Source organism: Streptomyces sp. NPDC029041, from assembly GCF_040637515.1.
Taxonomy (GTDB): domain Bacteria; phylum Actinomycetota; class Actinomycetes; order Streptomycetales; family Streptomycetaceae; genus Streptomyces.
In genome coordinates this window covers 257,637-279,508 of record NZ_JBEZWO010000009.1, presented here as the reverse complement: position 1 = coordinate 279,508, position 21,872 = coordinate 257,637, and the positions used below count along the sequence as shown (strand labels likewise).

The window sequence follows — 21,872 nt, the reverse complement described above, 5'->3', positions numbered from 1 at the left end:
GACATTCCCGTGAAACCCGCAGCCGCTTCCGCGTCCTTCTCCGGACCCTTCGCCCTTGGCGTCCTCTCTGCCTCTGACCAGGCGTCCTTCCCCGGTCTTGTGATCCCCGGGGGGCGCGTGCTGAATCTTCGCACGGCCCTCGGAGAGCCGTCCCTGACGACCCGGGGGATCCTCGAGCGCTGGGACGAGATGCTCCCTCGCCTGCACGAGCTCGCGGCCGATAAGACGGCCGACTGGAACCCCTTGGAGGGACTGCGGGTGCACGCGCCGGTCGAGCCCCGCCAGGTCTTCCAGTCCGGCGCCAACTACCGGCAGCACGTCATCGACCTGGAGGTCGCCCACCGTTCCCCCGACGACCCGCGCACCGTGGAGGAGGCGCGCGCGGAGATCGCCGCGGTCATGGACCGGCGGGCGGCCGAGGACCTGCCGTACGTGTTCATCGGCCTGCCCAGTGCGATCACCGGCCCCTTCGACGATGTCGCCCTTCCGGATTGGGCCGAACAACCGGACTGGGAGCTGGAGTTGGCGGCCGTCATCGCCGAGCCTGCCTACCGGGTGACGGTCGAGGAGGCGCTGGAGTACGTGGCCGGCTACACCATCGCCAACGACCTCACCGACCGCGCGACCGTCTTCCGCCGGGACATGAAGGCCATCGGCACCGACTGGCTGCGCTGCAAGAACGCCCCCGGCTTCACCCCGCTCGGCCCGTGGATCGTGCCCGCCGGGTCGATCGCGGATCCCGGCGACCTGCGGGTCACGCTGAAGCTGAATGGCGAGACCATGCAGGACGAGTCCACGAAGGACATGCTCTTCGGGATCGCCCGGCTGGTGGCGTACATCTCCCGGACCGCCCGACTGCTGCCCGGTGACCTGGTGCTCACCGGCAGCCCGGCCGGGAACGGCATGCACTGGGGCCGGCTGCTGCGCGACGGCGACGTCATGGAGGGCTCCATCACCGGGCTGGGCGTGCAGCGCACCCGCTGTGTGGCGGAGGAGACGTCATGAGCCTGGACCGCCACAACCCCGAGGGAGCGATCTCCGAGGCCGCCAAGGCGTACTCCAACTGGGGGCGTTGGGGTGAGGACGACGTCCTCGGCACGCTCAACTTCCTCGACGAGGCCAAGCGCCGGGAGGGCGCCGTGCTGGTGCGGCGGGGCGTGAGCTTCTCACTCTCGCAGCGGTTCGACATGAACGGGCCGCAGAAGGGCTGGCGCCGGCGCACCAACCCCGTGCACACGATGCTCGATACCGGCACCGACGCGGCGCTGGGCAACCAGGGCTTCCCGCACGGCATCGGCGGCGCCGACGACGTGATCACGATGCCGCTGCAGTGCTCCACCCAATGGGACGGGCTCGGGCACATCTTCGACCACGGTAAGGCGTGGAACGGGCGGGCGGCCGAGAAGGTCGTCACCTCCGACGGCGACCTCGTCACCGGTATCGAGCACATGGCGCCGTACGTCGCAGGACGCGGAGTCCTCCTCGACGTCGGCCGGACGATCGGCGACGGATCCGGAGAACTTCCGGACGGTTTCGCGATCACCGAGGAGCACCTGACCGCGACGGCCGAGGCCCATGGCGTGTCCGTCGGCCGCGGGGACATGGTCGTCGTCCGGACCGGCCGGCTGTCGCGAGCCCGCCGCGAGGGCTGGGGCGACTACGCGGGCGGAGACTCTCCCGGTCTGTCCTTCAGCACCGCCGGCTGGCTGCACCGCACCGAAATCGCCGCGATCGCCACCGACACCTGGGGCTTCGAGGTACGGCCGAACGAGTTCGACGGCGCGTTCCAGCCGCTGCACCAGGTCGCCATTCCCCACATGGGCCTGCTGATCGGCGAGATGTGGGACCCCGACGCTCTCGCGGACGACTGCGCTCGCGACGGCGTGTACGAGTTCTGGCTCACCGCCGCGCCTCTGCCCATCACCGGAGCCGTCGGCTCCCCCGTCAATCCGGTCGCCGTCAAGTGACCTGCCAACAAAGGAGTTGGTCATGGAAGGAAAGAGAGTCCTGGTCATCGGAGGGGGTACCTCCGGCAATGTCATGACCGTGCTGCTGCGGCGGGCGGGCATCGACGTCGACCTCGTCGAGGTCAAGGAGGACTGGAACGTACACGGCTCCGGCATCACCCTTCAGGGCAACGCCCTGCGCGTACTGCGAGAGATCGGCGTCTGGGACGAGGTCCGCGAACAGGGCCACTGTTCCGACTCCCTGGGGCATACGGCGCCCGACGGTACCGTGCTCCGCGTCATGGAAACGGTCCGCACCGGCGGCGGCGACCTCCCCGCCACCCTGGGCATGCAGCGCCCGGTGCTCCAGCGCATCCTCGTCGACGCGGTCCGGACATCCGGCGCGAACGTCCGGCTCGGCACCACCGCCGAGATCCTCACCCAGGACGGGACGTCGGTGACCGTCCGCCTCAGTGACGGCACCGAGGGCCGCTACGACCTCGTCGTGGCTGCCGACGGCCTGCAGTCCGCGACCCGCGCCGCCATCGGAATCGACGCCAGACCCGAGCCGACCGGCATGGGCATCTGGCGTGTCCCGGCACCTCGTCCGGCCGGCGTGGAGCGCAGCGACCTCGCGCACGGCGGGCCCTGCTACATCGCCGGATACACGCCCACCGGCAAGGACACCATCTACGCCTACCTGGTGGAGCCCAGCCGTGACCGCGGCACGATCCCGCCCGAGTCCTACGCGCAGGAGATGCGCCGCCTCTCGCAGGGCTACGGCGGCGCCTGGGACGAGATCCGCGACTCGATCACCGACCCGGCGCAGGTGAACTACACCTGGTTCGAACGGATGCTGGTCGAGGGGTCATGGCACCGGGGCCGGGTCGTCCTCGTCGGTGACGCGGCGCACTGCTGCCCGCCCACGATCGCCCAGGGTGCGGCGATGGCGCTGGAGGACGCCTGGGTGCTGTCCCAGATGCTGACCAGCGGATCCGAGTGGGACGAGGAACTGCTCAGGGGCTACTACGAACGGCGGATCGATCGGGTCCGGTCGGTCGTCGAAGCATCCGTCCAGATCGGGCAGTGGCAACTCGACGGCGTCCGCGGTGACGTGCCCGGGCTGATGTACTCCACGATGACCCCTCTCAAGGAGCTGCCGTGACGGCCCTCCCGGCCTCAGACTTCTCCGGGAGGTGCCCCCAGCCCGACCACCGCCCCACGCCGAGCGCTGCCGCGCGCCGTTCCCCGACCGTCGACGTACACGCGCACGTCCTGATCCCCGGGGTCGAGGCGCTGGTGTCGGAGTTGCCGGCACAGGCGGAGGCCAGGGCCCTCGACGCCCGGCGCAACGGGCCCGCAGCCCTCGCCGTCAACGGCCCCATGGTCCGCGAGCGCATCCCGATGATGACCGACGTGACGGTGCGGCTGGCCGCGATGGACGCGCAGGGCGTGGACGTCCAGCTGGTCAGCCCGTCCCCGTCGCACTACCACTACTGGGCCGACGAGGAGACGGCCGAGAAGCTCCACCGGCTCGCGGGCGAGGCGACGGCCGCGCACTGCGCACAGGCGCCCGACCGGCTGCGGGGACTCGGTCTCGCGCCCCTCCAGCATCCGGAGCAGGCCGTGCGGGCCCTGGAGCATGCCCTGGACCAGGGCCTTCTGGGTGTGGAGTTCTCCAGTCACGCACCGGGCCGCGAGCTGTCCGACCCTGCGTACGAACCCTTCTGGACCCGGGCCGAGGAGACGGGCGCGCTCCTCTTCCTGCACCCCTTCGGCTGCACGCTCGACGAGCGCCTCGACCAGTGGTACCTGTCCAACACCGTCGGCCAGCCCACCGAGAACGCCGTCGCCCTCTCGCACCTGATCTTCTCCGGGGTGCTGGACCGGCACCCGGAGCTGAAGCTGATCGCCGCGCACGGGGGCGGCTACCTGCCCACCCACATCGGTCGCTCCGACCATGCCTGGTCGTCCCGCTCCGACGCGGGCGCGGGCTGCGCCCACCTGCCCAGCAGCTACCTCAAGCGCTTGTACTTCGACTCCCTCGTCCACGACCCGCACGTCCTGCGGGCACTGATCGGCGCGGTCGGCGCGGACCGTGTGCTGCTCGGCTCCGACTTCCCCTTCGACATGGGCACCGAGGACCCCGTCGGCGCGCTGCGCGCCGCACGCCTGCCCGATGACGACTTCCACGCCGTGCGCGGTGGCAACGCGACAGCGCTGCTGCGCCTGACCTGACCCCCCACACCGGAGGAAACTCACCATGAGCGCACGCCTGCTCACACATCTGCGGCACGTCGACCTCGCCGTGCCCGACTACGACAAGCAGCTCGACTTCTACGCCGGCGTCTGGGGCCTGACCAAGGTCGCCGAGGACTCCGGGATCTCCTTCCTCGCCGCCGAGGGCAGCCCCGAGCAGTACGTCGTACGGCTGCGCGAGGCCGACGAGAAGCGCCTCGACCTCGTCTCCTACGGCGCCGGCTCCACCGAGGACGTGGACACCCTCGCTGAAAAACTCCTCGCGGGAGGCGTGCAGTTGATCTCCCGGCCGGGCAAGATCGACACACCTGGTGGCGGCTACGGCTTCCGCTTCTTCGACGTCGACGGCCGCACCATCGAAGTCTCCGCCGATGTGGAGGTGCGGCAGCACCGCAAGATCGAGGAGAAGGAGTCGATCCCGGTCAAGCTGTCACACGTCGTGCTGAACTCGCCGGACCTCGACAGGACCCGCGCGTGGTACGAGACCCACCTCGGCTTCCGCCACTCCGACACGCTCAGCTCGCCGTACGTCGGTGACGTCATGCACTTCATGCGCATCAGCAACCAGCATCACTCCATGGCCATCGCCAAGGGCCCGCACACCTCCCTGCACCACGTCTCCTTCGAGATGCGCGGCCTGGACGAGTACATGCGCGGCTCCGGCCGGGTGATGCGGGCCGGCTTCCGCAAGATCTGGGGCCCGGGCCGGCACATGGCGGGCGACAACACCTTCACGTACTTCCTCGACCCGCACGGCAACACCGTCGAGTACACGACGGAACTGGAACTGCTGGACGAGGACACCTGGCACCCCCACACCTACGACTTCTCCCAGCCCGAGGTCACCGACCAGTGGGGCACCGCCAACCCCATGAACGAACTGATCGCCAAGGAGTCCTTCAACGACGTCGACCGCGGCTGCTTCGTCGCCCCGCCGGTCTGACCGGGGAAACCCCCAGTCCCCGGGGACGTGGTGGCCCTGTCAACCGCCCTGACGCCCTTGCCGCGTCCCCGGTCTCCACCCCTGTCGAAGACCGCCGGAGCCTGGAGCCGTACATGCGTTTCGCCACCTATGAACACCGACACCAGCGCCGGGTCGCCGTCGTGGAGGAGGACGGCACCCTCCACCCGGTTCCCGTGGCGCGCTCGCTCACGGAGCTGATCAGCTGCGGCGACGGACTCGACGCGCTCCTGCGCGCCGGCGCCGCCACGCTCGACGTCCCGCCGGGCCCTCACGTGTCCGAGGTGCGGCTGCTGCCACCGCTTCAGCCGCCCACCGTGCGGGACTTCGTCACCTTCGAGGAGCACGTCGAAGGGGTACGGCGGTCCGTGGACGGCGTCGGCGGGGTGCCCGAAGCCTGGTACGACGCCCCGACGTTCTACTTCACCAACCCGTACGCCGTGATCGGCGCCCACGACGACGTCCCCGTGCCGCCGGGCAGTCACGTCCTCGACTTCGAACTGGAGGTCGCCGCCGTCATCGGACGGGAGGGGCGGGACCTCACCCCGGAGCAGGCCCGGGACCACATCATCGGTTACACGGTCTTCAACGACTGGTCGGCCCGCGACCTGCAGTCCCGCGAGATGCAGGTCCGCCTCGGCCCGTGCAAGGGCAAGGACACGGCCGCGACCCTCGGCCCGTACCTGGTCACCGCCGACGAGATGGAGCCGTACCGCGACCCCGAGGGCTTTCTGCGCGTGGCGCTGACCGCCTCGGTGAACGGCGAGGCCGTCGGCAAGGACCTGCTGTCCAACATGAGCTGGACCTTCGAGGAGATGGTCGCCTACGCCTCGCGGGGCACCGTCGTCCGCCCCGGCGACGTGTTCGGCTCCGGCACCTGCGGCAACGGCGGCTGCCTCGCCGAGCTGTGGGGCGTCCGGGGCGAGCAGTCCCCGCCGCCACTGAAGCCGGGGGACACCGTCACCCTCACCGTGGAGGGCATCGGCACCGTCTCCAACACCGTGGTCGCCGGCACCGATCCGGTGCCCCTGCCGACCGCCCGGCGCCGCAGCCGGGAGCGGCCGTGAACGACCCGCACCCCAAGAGGCTTCTCGGCAAGGTCGTCGTCGTGACCGGCGCCGCGCGCGGCCAGGGCGCCGCCGAGGCCGAGGCCCTGACCCGCGAGGGCGCCCACGTCATCGCCACCGACGTGTCCGAGGCCCCCGGCTGCCGCCGTCTCGACGTCACCGACCAGGAGCACTGGGCGGAGCTGGCCGCCGAACTGAGCGAGTCGTACGGCCAGGTGAACGGGCTGGTCAACAACGCGGGCATCACCTGGCGTGCCCGCCTCGGCGACGTGACCCCCGACGACCTCGCCCGCGTCCACGCCGTCAACGTCACCGGCCCGCTCCTTGCCATCCAGCACCTGACGCCGCTGATGCCGCCCGGCTCGTCCATCGTCAACGTCGGCTCCACCGCCGCACTCAGCGGCCACTACCCGGTCGCCTACACGACCAGCAAATGGGCACTGCGCGGCCTGTCGAAGACCGCGGCCACGGAGCTCGGCCCTCGCGGCATCCGGGTCAACATGATCCACCCCGGCTTCATCGAGACCGAGATGACCGCCTCCGCCGCCCCCGCCTTCCGCGAGGCGAACATCCGCGAGACCCCGCTCGGCCGCACCGGCACCGTGGACGAGATCTCCCCGCTCGTGGTCTTCCTCCTGTCCGACGGTGCCGCCTTCATCACCGGCGCCGAGATCCCGGTCGACGGCGGACTCACCGCGCACGGCGGCGTCAAGTCCATCTCGGACGCCCTGAGTTCGACTGCTGCGGGCCCGGCGGCGAACTGAAGAAGGCTGGTGGGCCAAGCGGCCCTGGCGTCGGCACGAACCGCGGTCAGGGACTCGCGCAGGCGCTGCGCTTCGCGGCCGCGGGTATGTCCGCAGTCGACGGCGACCTGCGATACGAGTAGACGCCTGCGACGCTTGCGGCGGCACCTGGATTCCCTGCCCCGACGAGTGGCCGGCGACCCACGTCGCCGGGCCGCACACCGTTTGCGGCCCACGTCGCCTGGCCGCGCACGGTGGGCGGTCGCGGCCGCGTCATCACCGTGAGGTCCACAGCCGCCTGACCGGTTGGCTCACCGACCGGGGGACCGCGCTTCCCCGAGCGCTCGGATGCACTCCCCGTGGCGCTGCCGAGGGAGCCCGCACGGCACCTGCGGATCGTCCGTGATGGGCTGGTTTCCCGGCGTCGAGGCGCACGGCGAACGGTTCGGTCGCAGTGGCCTCCGCGCCCGGGGAAACCCGCGCGTTCCCAGGCCGACCGCATGTCCGGGAGCACGGCTCCTTCACACCGGCCGCCCTCCTCCGGGTCCGGCGCGGGGACCGGCACGGCAACCTGATCCTGGTCGACCGGTCACGCGCCCGCTCCGTGCTCCAGCGCGGCGGCGACCGCGCTCTCGCTGTGCCGGAGCGCATACCCCGACGGCCTCGATGCTGCTTCCCCTGACTCCGTCCCACGGAGTGTGAACCGATCGAGGCTCTCTTCCGTGCTCATGATAGATCGGATGTCTTGCTCGGTTCATGGAGTGGGAGGAGGGCTTCTGTCCGGCAGTCTCACGTGGACGGCCACCACAGCGGGCCGGCCGCCACCTGCTCTGTGAGAAACGTTGACGCCGAACAAAATCGCCCATACCTTCGGCGCCCGAACCTCTGACGTTGTCTGGATGTCGGACGAGTCATCCGGGATGAACGGGCAGGTTCTGCAGCTCAGATGTCGTTCGTACCGAAGCTCACTCCTCGTCCACTGACCTGCTCTCTTCGACGAAATCCGTCATGAACAAACAACCCAAGGAGAACGGATGCTGATGCACGGACACCCGCCCACTGGGCGCGACAGGCGCCGCCGCCTACCGCGGACACTCGCCATGGTGTGCGCGCTCGTCATCGCATTGATCGGATCCATGCTCACCGCTGGCCCGGCCCAGGCCGCGACATCGATCACCCTCGACGGCGCCTCGGGCGGGCGTACCTTCGACGGTATCGGTGCCATCAGCGGTGGCGGGGGGAACAGCAGACTGCTGATCGACTACCCGGAGCCGCAGCGCAGCCAGATCCTGGACTACCTCTTCAAGCCGAACTACGGCGCCAATCTGCAGATCCTCAAGACGGAGATCGGCGGCGACACCAACTCGACCAGCGGCGCCGAGCCGAGCATCGAGCACACCAGGGGAACGATCAACTGCAACGTCGGCTATGAGTTCTGGCTGATGGAGCAGGCGGTCGCCCGCAACCCCGGCATCAAGCTGGCCGGCCTCGCCTGGGGTGCCCCGGGCTGGATCGGCGGCGGCAACTTCTGGACCGCCGACATGATCGACTATCTGATCTCCTGGCTGGGCTGCGCCAAGTCGCACGGCCTGAACATCAGCTACCTGGGCGGCTGGAACGAGCGCGGCTACAACATAGGCTGGTACAAGAACCTGCGCTCGGCGCTCAACTCGAACGGCTACTCCTCGGTCAAGATCGTGGGCTCGGACGACCACAGCTGGGACATCGCCAACGACATACTCGCGGACCCCACGTTCGCCTCCGCCGTGGACATCATCGGCGCCCACTACCCGTGCGGCTGGCTCACCCCCCAGGCCTCCTGCCCGAGCTCCGCGAACGCCAAGGCAACCGGCAAGCAGCTGTGGGCCAGTGAGAACGGCTCGCACGACTACAACAGCGGCGCGGCACCCATGGCTCGCGCGAACAACCGGGACTACATCGACGGCAGGATGACCGCGACCATCAACTGGCCGCTCATCGGCGCCATGACGCCCAACCTGCCCTACGCGACGACGGGCCTGATGGTCGCCAACCAGCCCTGGTCCGGCTGGTACTCCACGGGCCAGAGCCTGTGGGTCACCGCTCAGACCACCCAGTTCACCTCGCCGGGCTGGAAGTACCTCGACAGCTCCACCGGCTACATCGGTGGCAGTGCCTCCAACGGCAGCTATGTGACCCTCAAGTCCACCAACAACCGCGACTACAGCACCATCATCGAGACCACCCAGGCCTCCGCGGCGCAGACGCTCGACTTCACGGTGACCGGCGGCCTGTCCACCGGGACCGTCCACGTCTGGTCGACCAACGTCAACTCCACCGACTCCTCGACCGCCATGGTGCGCCGCAGCGACATCACCCCCTCCGGGGGCGCCTACTCGCTCACCGTCCAGCCGGGGTACGTCTACACCATCACCACCACGACAGGGCAGGGCAAGGGCACCGCCGCCAGTCCGGCGAAGGGGTCGCTGGCACTGCCGTACGCCGACTCCTACGACAGCTACCCGACCGGCACCCAGGCGAAGTACGTCCAGGACCAGCAGGGCGCCTACGAGGTCGTCGGCTGCGGGGGCGGACGCTCCGGAAAGTGCGTCCGCCAGATGTCGGCCCAGGCGCCGATCACCTGGGCGCCCCTGTCACACCCTTACGCACTCTTCGGCGACCTGGGCTGGAAGGACTACCAGGTCGCCAGCGACGTGCTGCTGGAGAGCGCGGGCTTCACCGAGCTGATCGGCCGCGCCACCTGGCAGCACTCCTTCGGTCCGGAGGGCTTGAACGGCTACTACCTGCGGGTCAGCAACACCGGTGCCTGGTCCATCCTGCGCAACGACACCGACAACGACTTCGTGACGCTGGCCAGCGGTACGGTCGCCGCGCTGGGCACCAACTCCTGGCACAACCTGAGGCTGGGCTTCCACGGCAACAGGATCACCGCCTGGATCGACGGCGTGAAGGTCGGGGCGGTCAACGACAACACCTACACCGAGGGACAGGCCGGCTACGGCAACAGCCAAGGACAGACAGGCCAGTTCGACAACCTGTCGATCGGATCGACCACGAAGGTCGTCGGCGTCGGGTCCGGCCGCTGCCTGGATGTGCCGGGCTACAACGAGACCAACGGCACCCTGATGCAGCTGTGGGACTGCCACGCCGGTGACAACCAGCAGTGGACCTTGACCTCCGCCAAGGAGCTGCGGGTCTTCGGCGACAAGTGCCTGGACGCGAAGGACCATGGCACCAACAACGGCACACCCGTGGAGATCTGGTCCTGCAACGGCGGCGGCAACCAGCAGTGGACCGTCAATGCGAACGGCACCGTGGTGGGAGTCGAGTCCGGGCTCTGTCTCGACGCCGTCGAGGGGCGCACCGCGAACGGCACCGGGATCCAGCTCTGGTCGTGCCACGGCGACACCAACCAGCGATGGACACGGAACTGATCCGAGCCACGCATCGGCTGCTGCCGGCGTGACCGCGGCTGCGGCGCTGCGTGGGGCAGGCCGCCTTCGGCGGCCGGGCCGCGAGGCCCGACGCCCACCCCGGTGACACGGCAGCTGCCACATCTGGCAAGACCGAGGTTCCGCCCGAGCCGGCCCTTCCGGCGGCTCGGGCGGTTCCCGCGGCGTGCCCACTAGGAGAAACACAACATGAAAGCAGGACTCATGAGAGCGTTTCGGAACAGGACGGCCTCCATGGGAGCCGCGGCTCTCGGCGTCGTAGGGCTGGTGCTCGTCCCGGCCGACGCGGCCACGGCCGCCACCGGACCGCAGGACGGCCATGTGTACGCGCTGACCGCAGCGCACAGCGGCAAGAACGCACAGGTCCAGTCGGCTTCGCCGTCCGACGCGGCTGCCGTGGTGCAGAACACCCCCTCCGGCGGTCCGAGCCAGCTGTGGCAGGCCGTTGCCCACGGCGGAGACGGGTCGTTCTCGCTGGTGAACATCAACAGTGGTAAGTGCCTGGATGTGAGCGGAGCATCCACCGCGGCGGAAGCGCGAGTCATCCAGTGGACGTGCACCGGAAACAGCAACCAGCGCTGGACCTTCAGCGGCTCCTCGATCGTTTCCGTCAACAGCGGGATGTGCCTCGACATCCCCGGCCACTCCACGGCCGACGGCACGGCGCTCATCCAGTGGGCGTGCACCGGCAACCCCAACCAGCAGTGGAGCCTCACCGAACGCCCCCGGGTCGTGGCCTTCGGTCCCAGCATGACCGCCGGCGGTGAGACCTTCTCCGAGCAGACACTGCGGATGGTCGTCCGCACCAGCGTCGCCGGTTCCGGGGTGCGGATCCGTCTGTCCAACCTGCGCAGCACCACGCCGCTGTCCGTCGGCGCCGTCGATGTGGCCGTGCGCTCCAGTGGCGCGGCCGCGGTACCCGGCACCCACCGCACCGTGACCTTCGGCAGATCCGGCGACCCGACCATCCCCGCCGGGGCGGAACTCACCAGCGACGTCATCCCGATGACGGTCACCGCGGGGCAGGACCTCCTGGTGAGCGTGTACCTGCGGGGCGACACCGGTGCCTCAACCTTCCACCGTGACGCCTTCCAGACCTCGTACCGGTCGGCGGCCGGCTCCGGCAACCATGCCGGTGAGGACGCCGCCACCGACTTCACCACCTCCATGTGGAGCTGGCACTACCTGTCGGGCGTGGACGTCGTGCCGGCGGCCGTGACCACCGGAACCGTGGTGGCCTTCGGCGACTCCATCACCGACGGCGCCAGCACCACCTTCGACGCGAATCGGCGCTGGCCGGACCGCCTGGCCGCCCGGCTGCAGGCGGAGAGCGGCGGTCAGCGGTTCGCCGTCGCCAACGCGGGCATCGGCGGCAACATGGTGCGCTCCGATGCCGGCTGGGCTCCCCAGGGCCTGGCCGGCAGGGTCCGGTTCGCGCACGACGCACTCGGCCAGCCCGGAGTGCGCAGCGTGATCTTCATGGAGGGCATCAACGACATCAACAACAATCCCTCCCTCACCGCCGACCAACTGATCGCGGGATACCAGGACATCATCGCGCAGGCACACGCCGCCGGCGTGAAGATCGTCGGCGGCACCATGCTGCCCTACTCCTCGCAGAGCAGTGCACAGGCCGGCATCCGGACCACAGTGAACAACTGGATCCGCACCAGTGGCGCGTTCGACGCGGTCGTCGACTTCGACGCCGTCATCCGGGACCCGAACAACCACGCCCGGATGCTTCCCGCTTACGACAGCGGTGACCATCTGCACCCCAACGACGCCGGCATGGCGGCCATGGCGAACGCCATCGATCTGGCCGTGCTGCGCTGATGACCTGAGTCAGGAATTCGCCGGCAGCAGGCGGCGACTTGGTCGAGGATCTCGTCGGCTGTCTTGGTCCGGATGAAGGGTCCGGGGTGTTCGTTCCGTGTTCGTTCCTGTCGGCGAGCCAGGCCCGGATGTCGCGTTCGCGGGCTTTCGGCGGTGAGGTCGTGGTGAGGGACCAGCACCGCCGCCCGTTTCGGGATGGCCTGCTACTTGATGCGGATCTCGGCGAGTTGGAGGCGGTACCTGTTGGTCTCGTCCGAGGCGGGCTTGCCGAGCTTCGAGGCCTTCAGTCGTACGTAGCGGCCGGTGGCGGACGTGAGGGCGTACGTCTGAGCGGCTCCGTTGGGGTTGGGTTCGGCGGCGATCGTGCGGGCTGTGGTCCAGGTGCTCGACCCGTAGGAGCGGGTCTGGATGGTGAAGTCGACGGGGAAGCCCGCTGTGCCGCCGCCGGCTGCGCCGGCGTCCGTGCGGGGGTGGAGAGTGACGGAGCCGATGGCCCGGTCGGCGCCGAGGTCGATCTCGATCCACACGGGGGTGGCGCTGACGTCGGCGGAGGGGAAGTCGATGCTGGTGAAGCCCTTGGCGCCGGTCACGCTGGTGAGCTTGCCGTCGAGGACACGTGTCTTGCCCCAGTCACCGTTCTCCAGCGTGTAGTTGGCGCTGACGGTGGTCGCGGCGGTGGGAACGGTGAGTTCGGCGAGCTGGAGGCGGTACTTGGTGGTCTCGTCGACGGGAGGGGTACCGAGCTTGGTGGCTTGCAGCCGTACGTAGCGGGCGGTCGTGGTTGCGAAACCGTACGTCTGCACGCGCCCGCCCGGGTTGGGCTCGGCGGTGACCGTGCGGACGGTGGCGTAGGTGCTCGACCCGTCGGGGCGGGTCTGGATCGTGAAGTCGACGGGGAAGCCCGCCGTGCCGCCGCCCACCGCCGGGGTGTCGGTGCGCGGGAAGAGCCGTACGGCGTCGAGGTCGGTGTCGGCGCCGAGGTCGATCTCCACCCAGACGGGGGTGCCGCTGACATCGGCGGAGGGGAAGTCGTTGCTGGTGTAGCCCTTGGCGCCGGTGACGCTGGTGAGCTTGCCGTCGGTGAGCCGGTTCTTGCCCCAGTCGCTGTTCTCCAGGCTGTTGTTGCTGGTGACGGGCCGGCCGAGGGCGAGGTTGTCGAGGCGGCCGGCGCCGGTGACGGTGAACGTCCAGCTGCCCGGCTGGAGGGTGAAGTAGACGTACGAGGAGTCCTTGCTGGCGTAGCTGAGACCGGAGACGCCGCCGGTGGCGGCGCCGCCCGTGAAGACGGTCGTTCCGTTGGCCTTGATGGCCGGTGAGGATCCGCGGTACGTCGGGACACCCACTCGCGCGGTCGTGCCGTTCGGGGAGGTGAGGGTCAGGGTGACCTGGTCGCCGTCGCGGGTGATGCCGAAGCGGATGTCGCCCTTGACGGTCGGCGTGACCGTGTTGATGTTCGTGAGGGTGCCGGTCTGTGGGATGACGTCGTACGTCTCCCAACCGGGCTTGGTGGGACGTACGCCGGCGGCGTAGGCGGACAGCGCGTACAGGGGGCCACCGTTCCAGGCATGATTGTCGGTGCCACCCGACTTGTCCCATATCTCCCAAAGGGTGTAGCAGGTGGGGTCCGCGACCTGGGCGGCGTAGCGGTTGCGCATCCGCTCCTCGGCGACGGTGGCCGCCCCCATGAGGTAGAGCGCTTCCAGGACGTAGAACTCCATGTAGGGGCTGGCGTTGAGGTGGGTGCGCAGCACCTCGGTGATCGCCCGGTGCCGGGAGGCGGGCGCGAGGCCGGCGACGACGGCGAGACCGTTGGCGCGGTCGTCGGTGTCCCTGGTGTAGCCGGGGGAGCGGTACTCGTTCTTGGACGTGTCCCACAGAACGCGGTCGAAGTTGGTCTTGATGCTGCCGCGCTTGCCCTGCCATGCGGCGACGTCGCCGCTGTTGCCGCTGAGACCGGCGAGGGTGATGGCCGTGTCGAGGGCCAGGTAGTACCAGCAGTTGTCCAGGACGCGGGCGTCGATGTTGGTGCCCCAGTCCTCCCAGTCCCAGTCCCCGGCCCGGTGGCTGACCAGACCGTCGGCGTCCAGGCTCCACAGGTTCAGGTACGCCTTCACCGCCGGGTAGGTGCCGGCGACCGCATCGGCGTTGCCCGTGTAGAGGTGGTACGTACCGAAGGCCCACACCGAGGCCAGCATCTGGACGGGCAGTTCAGCGGTCCAGATGGTGGACGGCATCGGCGAGTAGAGCACGCCACTGGGCTTCTGCCAGGCGGTCAGCTCGGCGATGGCCTTGGCGCCGAGGGCGTGGGAGCGGGTGTCGAAGGTGTAGAAGCCCTCTTTGAGCTGGTTGACCACATCGCCCCACCACTGGGCGCGCTCGCGGGTGGGGCAGTCCATGTAGGTGTCGCGCATGTTGACGTACATGGTGCGCGCCGCCTTGCCCCACAGGCTGTCGAAGAAGGCGTCATTGCTGCTGAACGATCCGGCGAAGTCGGTGTCGTAACCGGACTCCCGGTACTTGAGATCCAGGATGGTGACGCCCGTGGGGATCGTGTACTTCACCGCCGTGCCGCTCATCCAGGCCAGCGCCTCGAACTCCTGGACCCCGCCCGTGCAGACGTAGGTGGCGCGTATGTTGTTTTCCGCCCCGGGCGTGAGGCCGGTCAGGCCGTCGCCGTCGGCGTAGTGGTCGGTCTGCATGCCGATCACCGCGCCGGCCGGAGCGTCCACCTTCAAATAGGGCGTGACCTGGAGGTTCGAGGGCAGGGTGGCTGTGATGGCGGTGGTGCCCTGTCCCGTGGACGGCAGCGACGACGCGTTGCCGTAGGACTTCCGGCTCGAGTACCGGAACTGTGGGACCGGCCGCCGGACGAGACCGTTCCAGGGCGCGGCACCGACGGCCCCGAAGTCGGTGGGGGCACTCCACGCGCTGTCGTCGAAGCCGGCCGACTCCCAGGCGGTCATGGCGGTGGCGTTGCGGGCGTCGTAGTAGATGTTCGACTCGGGCAGGCGGAAGTTGACCTGGGTGCCGCTGGTGTTGTTGGAGTAGCCCGGGTGGACGGTGTGCTTCCAAGCGGTGTCGCTGACGATCCGGGTGGTGGTGGAACCGGTGGTGATGTCGGACTGGAACAGCAGACCGCCGCTGCCGCTGCTGCTGTGCGAGAACCCCTGCTTGCCGAAGTACCACACCAGCAACGCCACCGTGTTGCGGCCGCTCGTGAGGTACGGGGCGAGGTCGATCTCGTCGTAGTAGGTGCCGGTGCGGTTGGGGCCGCGCTTGAGCTGCCCGTCGAAGACCACGAGCGTGCCGTTGACCCACAGCCAGTACTTGGAGTCCGCCGCGATCTGCGTCACCGCCTTCGACGGCGCGGAGCCCAGGGTGAACGATCTGCGGAACGCCACCCACTGGTTCGCCGAGCTGGGTGGAGCCCAGATCCACTTCGCGGTCCAGGAGACGGCGGCCGACGCCACGGGAGCGAGCCCCGGCAGCAACACCGAGCCGAGGGTGGGCGCGAGCGCCACGGCTATGGCCGAGCGCAGGACGGACCGGCGCGATACAGAGGACATGCTGGCTCCTACTGTGGATGTGCGGTGATGGGCGGGGCGGGGAGAGGCGTCCTGGGGATCGGAAGAGGGGGATTCGCGGGACGTCAGGATTGAATCGTTTCATTAACGTGTTTGCAGCGGGAATTCTTGGTCGCCGAGCGAGAGGGTGTCAAGGCTTGTGCAGGCGGCATGCGGCAGAAGAAGGGTTTTCCGGCCCGCACCAGTGCGGTTTTGTGGTCTGCCGAGGAACTCCCCGAAGCGCCGTCGGCAGTGGCCGCGGCCTGGTGCTGTCCGGGTCAGGTGGGCCAGGTCGAGCATGACGCGGAGCGGCGTGCCGATGCCATGCGATCCAGTGACTGACCAGCGGTGGTCACACCCGTACCCAGCCGGATCCGCGGCATGATCCCGAAGTGGCGATGCGGCAGTCCTGGACAGGGCCCAGGTGCCGTCGATGGCCCGCATCCGCAAACGGTCCGTCTCCGTTCACTCTGACTGTCGCAGGACGACTCGCCCACATACATCTCGGCGCACGCCCGGCAGGCGGGGACCTCGACAGGCCTGGACCGCTGCCACCTTCGTGGTCTGCTCAGCCACCGAGACGGACTCCGGTCGGCATGGACCAGCTCCGACACATCGGTCTCGCGCCCGAGGCGGCTCCGCTGCCGACCAGCCGCCAGGCTGAGGCGAGAGCGGCGGCGTGCTGGACGAAGTGCTTGCGGTCGGTGCAGTCGACGCATGTGGGACCTGTGGGGTCGCGAGCCGCTTCGTCGTCGGAGGCGGTGGTGCCCGCGTCGACTTCCCCGCGCCGCCACCGCTTCCTCCGCCCACACCCTCCCAGAACTGGGTGGCCGGGGCTGCTGCATCGCCTCGATGGGTGAGCTCGTTGCGGTCGGCACAGCGCGGCGCGTGTCCGCTGAGCCCCGCGACATGACCCGCCACACCTCCTATGTATAGGAGCGTCTAACCACCTGCGTACGGACGCCCAGCATTGAAGATCACGCAAATGCAGGGGTCATCGGATTGAGTCGGCAAGAACTCTGGACAAGTGGGGCGCCGATGCCCGTTAATACATCCGATGTCCAACGAGGTCACCTTGAGCTCGGCCGGGCACGAGCCGCCGTGATCCGCTGTCGTTGTTGTGCGCAGACAAGCGGCCGGCATCCCCTCGCTTCACCAGGAGCCGCACATGTCTTCCGCACCCCTCAGCCGCCGCTCGCTGATCAAGGCCGCCGCGCTCGCCGGCGGTACCATGGCGCTCGGTCTGCCGCAGGCCCTGTGGCCCGCCACCGCCGAGGCCTACTCCATCTCCTCGAAGCTGGACTGGTGGTACCAGGCTCGCTTCGGGATGTTCATCCACTTCGGGTCCTACGCCCACAACCGGAAGGGCGAGTGGGCGTTCAGCGTCGACAACTGGAGCAAGTCCGCCTGGCAGACGCAGGTCACCCAGGGGTTCAACCCGGTCAGCTTCAACGCCAACCAGATCGCCGATCTGGCCAAGAACGCCGGCATGAAGTACATCGTGATCACTGCCAAGCACCACGAGGGCTTCGGCATGTGGGACTCCAACGTCCCCAGCTTCACCGACACCACCGGCACCAAGCTGTACAACCTGCGCGACTACATCGGCTTCCAGCGCGACCTGCTGGGCGAGCTGAAGGCCGCGTGCGACGCCCGGGGCCTCAAGTTCTGCCTCTACTACTCGATCCTCGACTGGTGCCACCCCTCGCAGACGATCTACAACGGCTGGTCCACCATGTCGTCGATGACTGCCCGCACCAACTACATCAACGACATGAAGGCCCAGCTGACGGAGCTGATGAACGCCTACAACCCGGCCCTGCTGTGGTTCGACGGCGACTGGTGCGGCAACCCCTCCACGCCCACCCTCGTCGACTGGTGGACCCAGGCCGACGGCCAGAGCCTGTACAACTGGCTGACCCAGACCTGGCCGAACGTCATCGTCAACGAACGCGTCAAGCGCGACCACGGCATGGGCGACTACGCGGTCGCGGAGTTCGGTTTCCCCACCGAGCCGATGGACCGCCCTTGGGAATACTGCGCCACCATGAACGACGCATGGGGCTACAACATAAACAAGGAAACCTGGTACAAGTCGCCCCAGTACTTCATCCAGGAGATGGTCACCTGCATCTCCCGGGACGGCAACTACCTGCTGAACATCGGCCCCGACGGCGGCCTCAACGCCGACGGCACCGCGAACGACGGCCACGTCCCACAGCAGCAGGTGAACATCCTGAACGGCCTGGCCTCCTGGATGGCGACCTACTCCGACAGCGTCCACGGCACCAGCGGCAGCCCCTTCGCCACCGAGCCGTCCTGGGGCAGGATCACCAAGAAGAGCGGCAAGCTCTTCGCCCACGTCTTCACCTGGCCCACGAACGGCACCCTGCAGATCCCCGCGGTACACAACACGATCAACCGCGTCTACCTGATGAACAACCCCTCCGTCTCGCTCAACTACTCGGTCAGCGGCGGCCAGATCAACGTCCAGGTGCCGACCACCGCGCCCAACGCGAACGACTCCGTGGTCTGCGTGGAGGTCACCGGCATGCCGGCCGTCCTCGCGGGCGGCGTCTACACGTTCGTCTGCGCCCAGAGCGGCAAGGCCCTCGACAACTCCAACACCACCGCCGAGGGCAACCAGTGCGTACAGTGGACCCTCAACAGCGGCGTCACCCAGCAGTGGAGGGTCACTGACCTGAGCCACGGCTACTACAAGCTGGTCTCCGTGCGCAGCGGCAAGGCACTCGACAACAACAACAGCACCTCCGACCAGTCGACGGTGGTGCAGCGGACCGACAACAGCAGCTGGCAGCGGCAGCAGCAGTGGGCCATCACCTCGCTCGGCAACGGCGGGTACCAGCTCGTCAACCGGGCCAGCGGCAAGGCACTGGACAACGCCAACACCACCCAGGAAGGCAACCCGGTCATCCAGTACACCAAGAACACCGGCCCCACCCAGCGGTGGACCGCGACCAAGGTCGGCTGAGCACCCGGTGAAGGGATGAAGGAGCCGGTCGGGGCCGCGAGAGGCCGCGACCGGCTCCGGTGTGCGCGCACGCGGCGGCCCCCGTCTGAGGTCCCCGAGGCGCTTCGGTCAGCTGCGACCGCCCCGGGCAACGAAATCCCCGGCGGCGGTGGCTCGTCGCTGCCGATACGGCTGTAACCCCGCCCCACGCCCGGCCAGGAGGACGACGCGTGTGGGACACCGAGGACTACAAAACAACATTCGGCGTGGCGCGCCGGGCCGGGGCGGCGGCTGTCGGGACTTCGGTCGTCGTGCGGGGCGCGGTCACCGCTGCCTGCGGAGCACTGCCGCCGGAGCTCGATCGGACGGCTCGGACAGCAGCTTGTCACCGCTCCCGGACACCAGTCCGAGCTCGCACTACTCGAGCTCAGGTGCTCCCCGCCCGGGCAGGCGGGTGAGCGCGAGACGCAGGAACGCCTGCGCGGCGGGTGAGGTCGGAGCCGGATCACGGTGGACGAGGGCCAGAGGCTGGAGCGCCTGCGGGTCGTCGAGGCGCAGGACGCAATCGGCGTGATCGGCGGGGACGATCGCGTCCGCCGCCGGGCGGGGTACGACGGTCACCCCGATGCCCTCGAACGCCAGTGAGGCGAGATCACCCGCGCTGCGCAGCGCGCAGACACCCCGGCGACGGACCCGCGCCCGGTCGAACGCGGCGTCCACCTGCGCGCGCAGGCCCGTGTCGGGAACGCATTCGAGGAAGCGTTCGTCGGCCAGCCTGCCCAGGTCGGTGACGCCTGCCCCGCGCAGCCGGTGCTGTCGCCCGACAACGGCCACCAGCGGCACCACGCTCAGCAGGTGGTAGGCGATGCCCGGGGGCAGCTGGTGCTCGTGCAGGGCGACGACGGCGACCTCCAGTTCACCGGTGAGGAGCTGCGCGACGGCGTGCACACCGTCGGAGTCGGAGAGAGTGACCTCGACCGCGGGGTACGCCTCCTGATACTCCAGCAGCAGGCCGAGTTGGTCGATGTTGCCCGCCGTGAGCGTCACCGAGCCGATCCGCAGCCGCCCTCGCACGGGCCCGTCGAGCGAGGAGATCTCGGCGTGCATCTCCTGGACCGACTTGAGCACCCGCCGCGCGCAGGCGACGAAGATCTGCCCGGCCTGGGTCACGCGGACGCTGCGGCTCGTCCGCTCGAAAAGCCGGGCACCGACCTCCCGCTCCAGCTGGGTGATCTGGTGGCTGAGCCCGGACTGCCCGATGCGGCAGCGGGCCGCGGCCCGGGTGAAGTTGAGCTCGTCGGCGATGGCCACCGCGTATTCCATCTGCCGCAGATCCATCGCATTCTCCGATCATTTCGTGCGTGTTTCAGTGTTGGACGCCGACGACGCCCCGAGGACATGATGGTCAGTACCAGCTGATCGGCTCGGTTTCACCCAAGATTCCGCTGCGCCCCTTCTCGCGACAGAGCGCTGCCAGCCAAACGGAATCAATCACGTTCTTCGCTTGATCCGACCTTGTCACAGGGGAGAGAGCCATGGCCACTGCAACGACGCGGCCCGACGGGACACCCGGGCAGCAGCCCGTGGGCACCCAGCCGCCTCCGGAAACCATGCAGTTCCCGGACACGCGGCACTTCCACGGGTTCTTCGCCCCGTCGCGGATCGAGGCGGACGTCTACGACCTGGAGGTCGAGGGCCGTATACCCCCCGAGCTGAACGGTGCCTTCTACCGCGCCGCCGCGGACACCCAGTACCCGCCGCGGTTCCCGAACGACGTGTACATCAACGGCGACGGCATGATCCACATGGTGCGGTTCGACAACGGCCACGCGGATCTGAAGACGCGCTACGTCCGCACCCAGCGCTTCCAGCTCGAACGCCAGGCGCGCAAGGCCCTGTTCGGCGCCTACCGCAACCCCTACACCGACGACCCGTCCGTCGCCGGCGTCGACGACGGAAACGCCAACACCGCGATCATCTGGCACGCGGGCAAGCTGCTCGCGCTCAAGGAGGCGGCGCTTCCGTACGAGCTGGATCCGGCGACGCTGGAGACCAAGGGCGTCTACGACTTCTCCGGCCAGATCCCGGGCCGTACCTTCACCGTGCACCCCAAGCACGATCCGCGCACCGGCGAGCTGATGGCCTTCGCGTACAACGCGAGCGGTCTGCCGGACAAGCAGGTCCACCTCTACGAGATCTCCGCCGAGGGCAAGGTCACCCGTACCCAGACCTTCGAGGTGCCGTACTCGTCGATGGTGCACGACTGGCTGGTCACCCGGGACCACCTGGTCTTCACGATCTCGCCCATGGTCGCCGACCCGGAGCAGCTGAAGAGGGAGGAGCAGTATTTCGTCTGGGACCCGGACCGGGAGACCTACGTCGCGGTCATCCCCCGCGACGAGGGCGTGAGCGGCATCAAGTGGTTCCGCAGCGAGCGGCTCCTGGAGACGCACACCCTGAACGCCTGGACGGACGGCGACACCCTCGTCGGCGATCACTTCACCACCAAGTCCGGCTGGTTCTCCCAGTTTCCGAAGACGACCGCGGGCTTCCTGCCCGAACAGCCGCCGTTCCTGCACCGCTGGACGTTCGACCTCACCCAGGGTGCCCCCCACTGGGACGACGCCACCGACACCTACCGCAGCGAGCAGCTCCTCGCCTCGCCCGGTGACATGCCCCGGGTCGACCCCCGCGTGCTGATGGAGAAGAACCGGCACGCATGGGTCGGCGGCATGCACCCCGATGTGCCGATGGCCGCGGTCGGACCCATGGGCCCGCCGTTCAACTCCCTCATCCACCGCGACGACCACACCGGTGCGACGACCTTCTGGACCCCCGGCGAGCATGCCGCGCCCGAGGAGCCGGTGTTCGTACCGAAGTCCGCGGACGCCGGCGAGGGCGAGGGCTATCTGCTGGCACTGGTCGGCCGGCGCGACCAGATGCGGCACGACCTGGTCGTCCTGGACGCGCTCGACATCGCCGCCGGTCCGATCGCCACCGTGAAGATCCCCTTCCGGCTCCGGTACGGCTTTCACGGCACCTGGGTGCCCGGCAGCGAACTGGGAAAGTGAGCACAC

13 protein-coding genes are annotated in these 21,872 nt (G+C 68.9%); 11 read left to right on the top strand and 2 right to left on the bottom strand.

Annotation, left to right across the window (positions count from 1 at the left end):
- The first annotated feature begins 9 nt into the window (after positions 1-9).
- The 9 genes from AB0F04_RS25075 (at position 10) to AB0F04_RS25035 (ending at position 12,261) form a co-directional block, all read left to right on the top strand.
- Positions 10-1,005, top strand: coding sequence for a fumarylacetoacetate hydrolase family protein (locus AB0F04_RS25075; protein ID WP_362044726.1), 996 nt, complete (start codon positions 10-12; stop codon positions 1,003-1,005).
- A complete protein-coding gene (locus AB0F04_RS25070; RefSeq protein WP_362044725.1) occupies positions 1,002-1,967 on the top strand; it encodes a cyclase family protein in 966 nt (321 codons plus the stop codon). The genes AB0F04_RS25075 and AB0F04_RS25070 overlap by 4 nt, the downstream gene beginning before the upstream one ends.
- A gap of 22 nt (positions 1,968-1,989) precedes the next feature.
- Entirely contained in the window at positions 1,990-3,111 is a 1,122-nt protein-coding gene (locus tag AB0F04_RS25065; protein ID WP_362044723.1) for an FAD-dependent oxidoreductase, read from the top strand.
- The gene (locus AB0F04_RS25060; RefSeq protein ID WP_362044721.1) at positions 3,108-4,184 is read left to right on the top strand and encodes an amidohydrolase family protein; all 1,077 of its coding nucleotides are present in this window, start codon (positions 3,108-3,110) and stop codon (positions 4,182-4,184) included. Before AB0F04_RS25065 ends, AB0F04_RS25060 begins: the two co-directional genes overlap by 4 nt.
- Before the next feature lie 25 nt (positions 4,185-4,209).
- The gene (locus AB0F04_RS25055; protein WP_362044719.1) at positions 4,210-5,148 is read left to right on the top strand and encodes a VOC family protein; all 939 of its coding nucleotides are present in this window, start codon (positions 4,210-4,212) and stop codon (positions 5,146-5,148) included.
- 113 nt (positions 5,149-5,261) lie between these two features.
- Complete coding sequence (locus AB0F04_RS25050; protein ID WP_362044717.1) at positions 5,262-6,233, top strand: fumarylacetoacetate hydrolase family protein; 972 nt, start codon at positions 5,262-5,264, stop codon at positions 6,231-6,233.
- Positions 6,230-6,997, top strand: a complete 768-nt coding sequence (locus AB0F04_RS25045; RefSeq protein WP_362044715.1) for an SDR family oxidoreductase — start codon at positions 6,230-6,232, stop codon at positions 6,995-6,997. Before AB0F04_RS25050 ends, AB0F04_RS25045 begins: the two co-directional genes overlap by 4 nt.
- 1,115 nt (positions 6,998-8,112) lie before the next feature.
- Positions 8,113-10,410 carry a ricin-type beta-trefoil lectin domain protein gene (locus AB0F04_RS25040; protein ID WP_362044713.1) on the top strand — a complete coding sequence of 766 codons (2,298 nt, stop codon included), beginning with the start codon at positions 8,113-8,115 and terminating at the stop codon, positions 10,408-10,410.
- 252 nt (positions 10,411-10,662) lie between these two features.
- The gene (locus tag AB0F04_RS25035) at positions 10,663-12,261 is read left to right on the top strand and encodes an RICIN domain-containing protein (protein ID WP_362044711.1); all 1,599 of its coding nucleotides are present in this window, start codon (positions 10,663-10,665) and stop codon (positions 12,259-12,261) included.
- A gap of 203 nt (positions 12,262-12,464) precedes the next feature.
- On the opposite strand, the gene AB0F04_RS25030 is transcribed toward AB0F04_RS25035, so the two are convergent.
- Positions 12,465-15,827, bottom strand: coding sequence for a discoidin domain-containing protein (locus AB0F04_RS25030; protein WP_362044709.1), 3,363 nt, complete (start codon positions 15,825-15,827; stop codon positions 12,465-12,467).
- A gap of 1,165 nt (positions 15,828-16,992) precedes the next feature.
- Here AB0F04_RS25030 and AB0F04_RS25025 point away from each other — a divergent pair.
- On the top strand, positions 16,993-18,816 hold the full coding sequence (locus AB0F04_RS25025) for an alpha-L-fucosidase (RefSeq protein ID WP_362044707.1): 1,824 nt from the start codon (positions 16,993-16,995) through the stop codon (positions 18,814-18,816).
- A 396-nt stretch (positions 18,817-19,212) separates the two neighbouring features.
- Here AB0F04_RS25025 and AB0F04_RS25020 read toward each other — a convergent pair whose 3' ends face one another.
- Positions 19,213-20,133: a LysR family transcriptional regulator gene (locus AB0F04_RS25020; RefSeq protein ID WP_362044705.1), complete on the bottom strand. Its 921-nt coding sequence runs from the start codon at positions 20,131-20,133 to the stop codon at positions 19,213-19,215.
- 197 nt (positions 20,134-20,330) lie between these two features.
- Between AB0F04_RS25020 and AB0F04_RS25015 the strand changes: the two genes are divergently transcribed.
- Positions 20,331-21,866 carry a carotenoid oxygenase family protein gene (locus AB0F04_RS25015; RefSeq protein ID WP_362044703.1) on the top strand — a complete coding sequence of 512 codons (1,536 nt, stop codon included), beginning with the start codon at positions 20,331-20,333 and terminating at the stop codon, positions 21,864-21,866.
- Positions 21,867-21,872 lie beyond the last annotated feature (6 nt).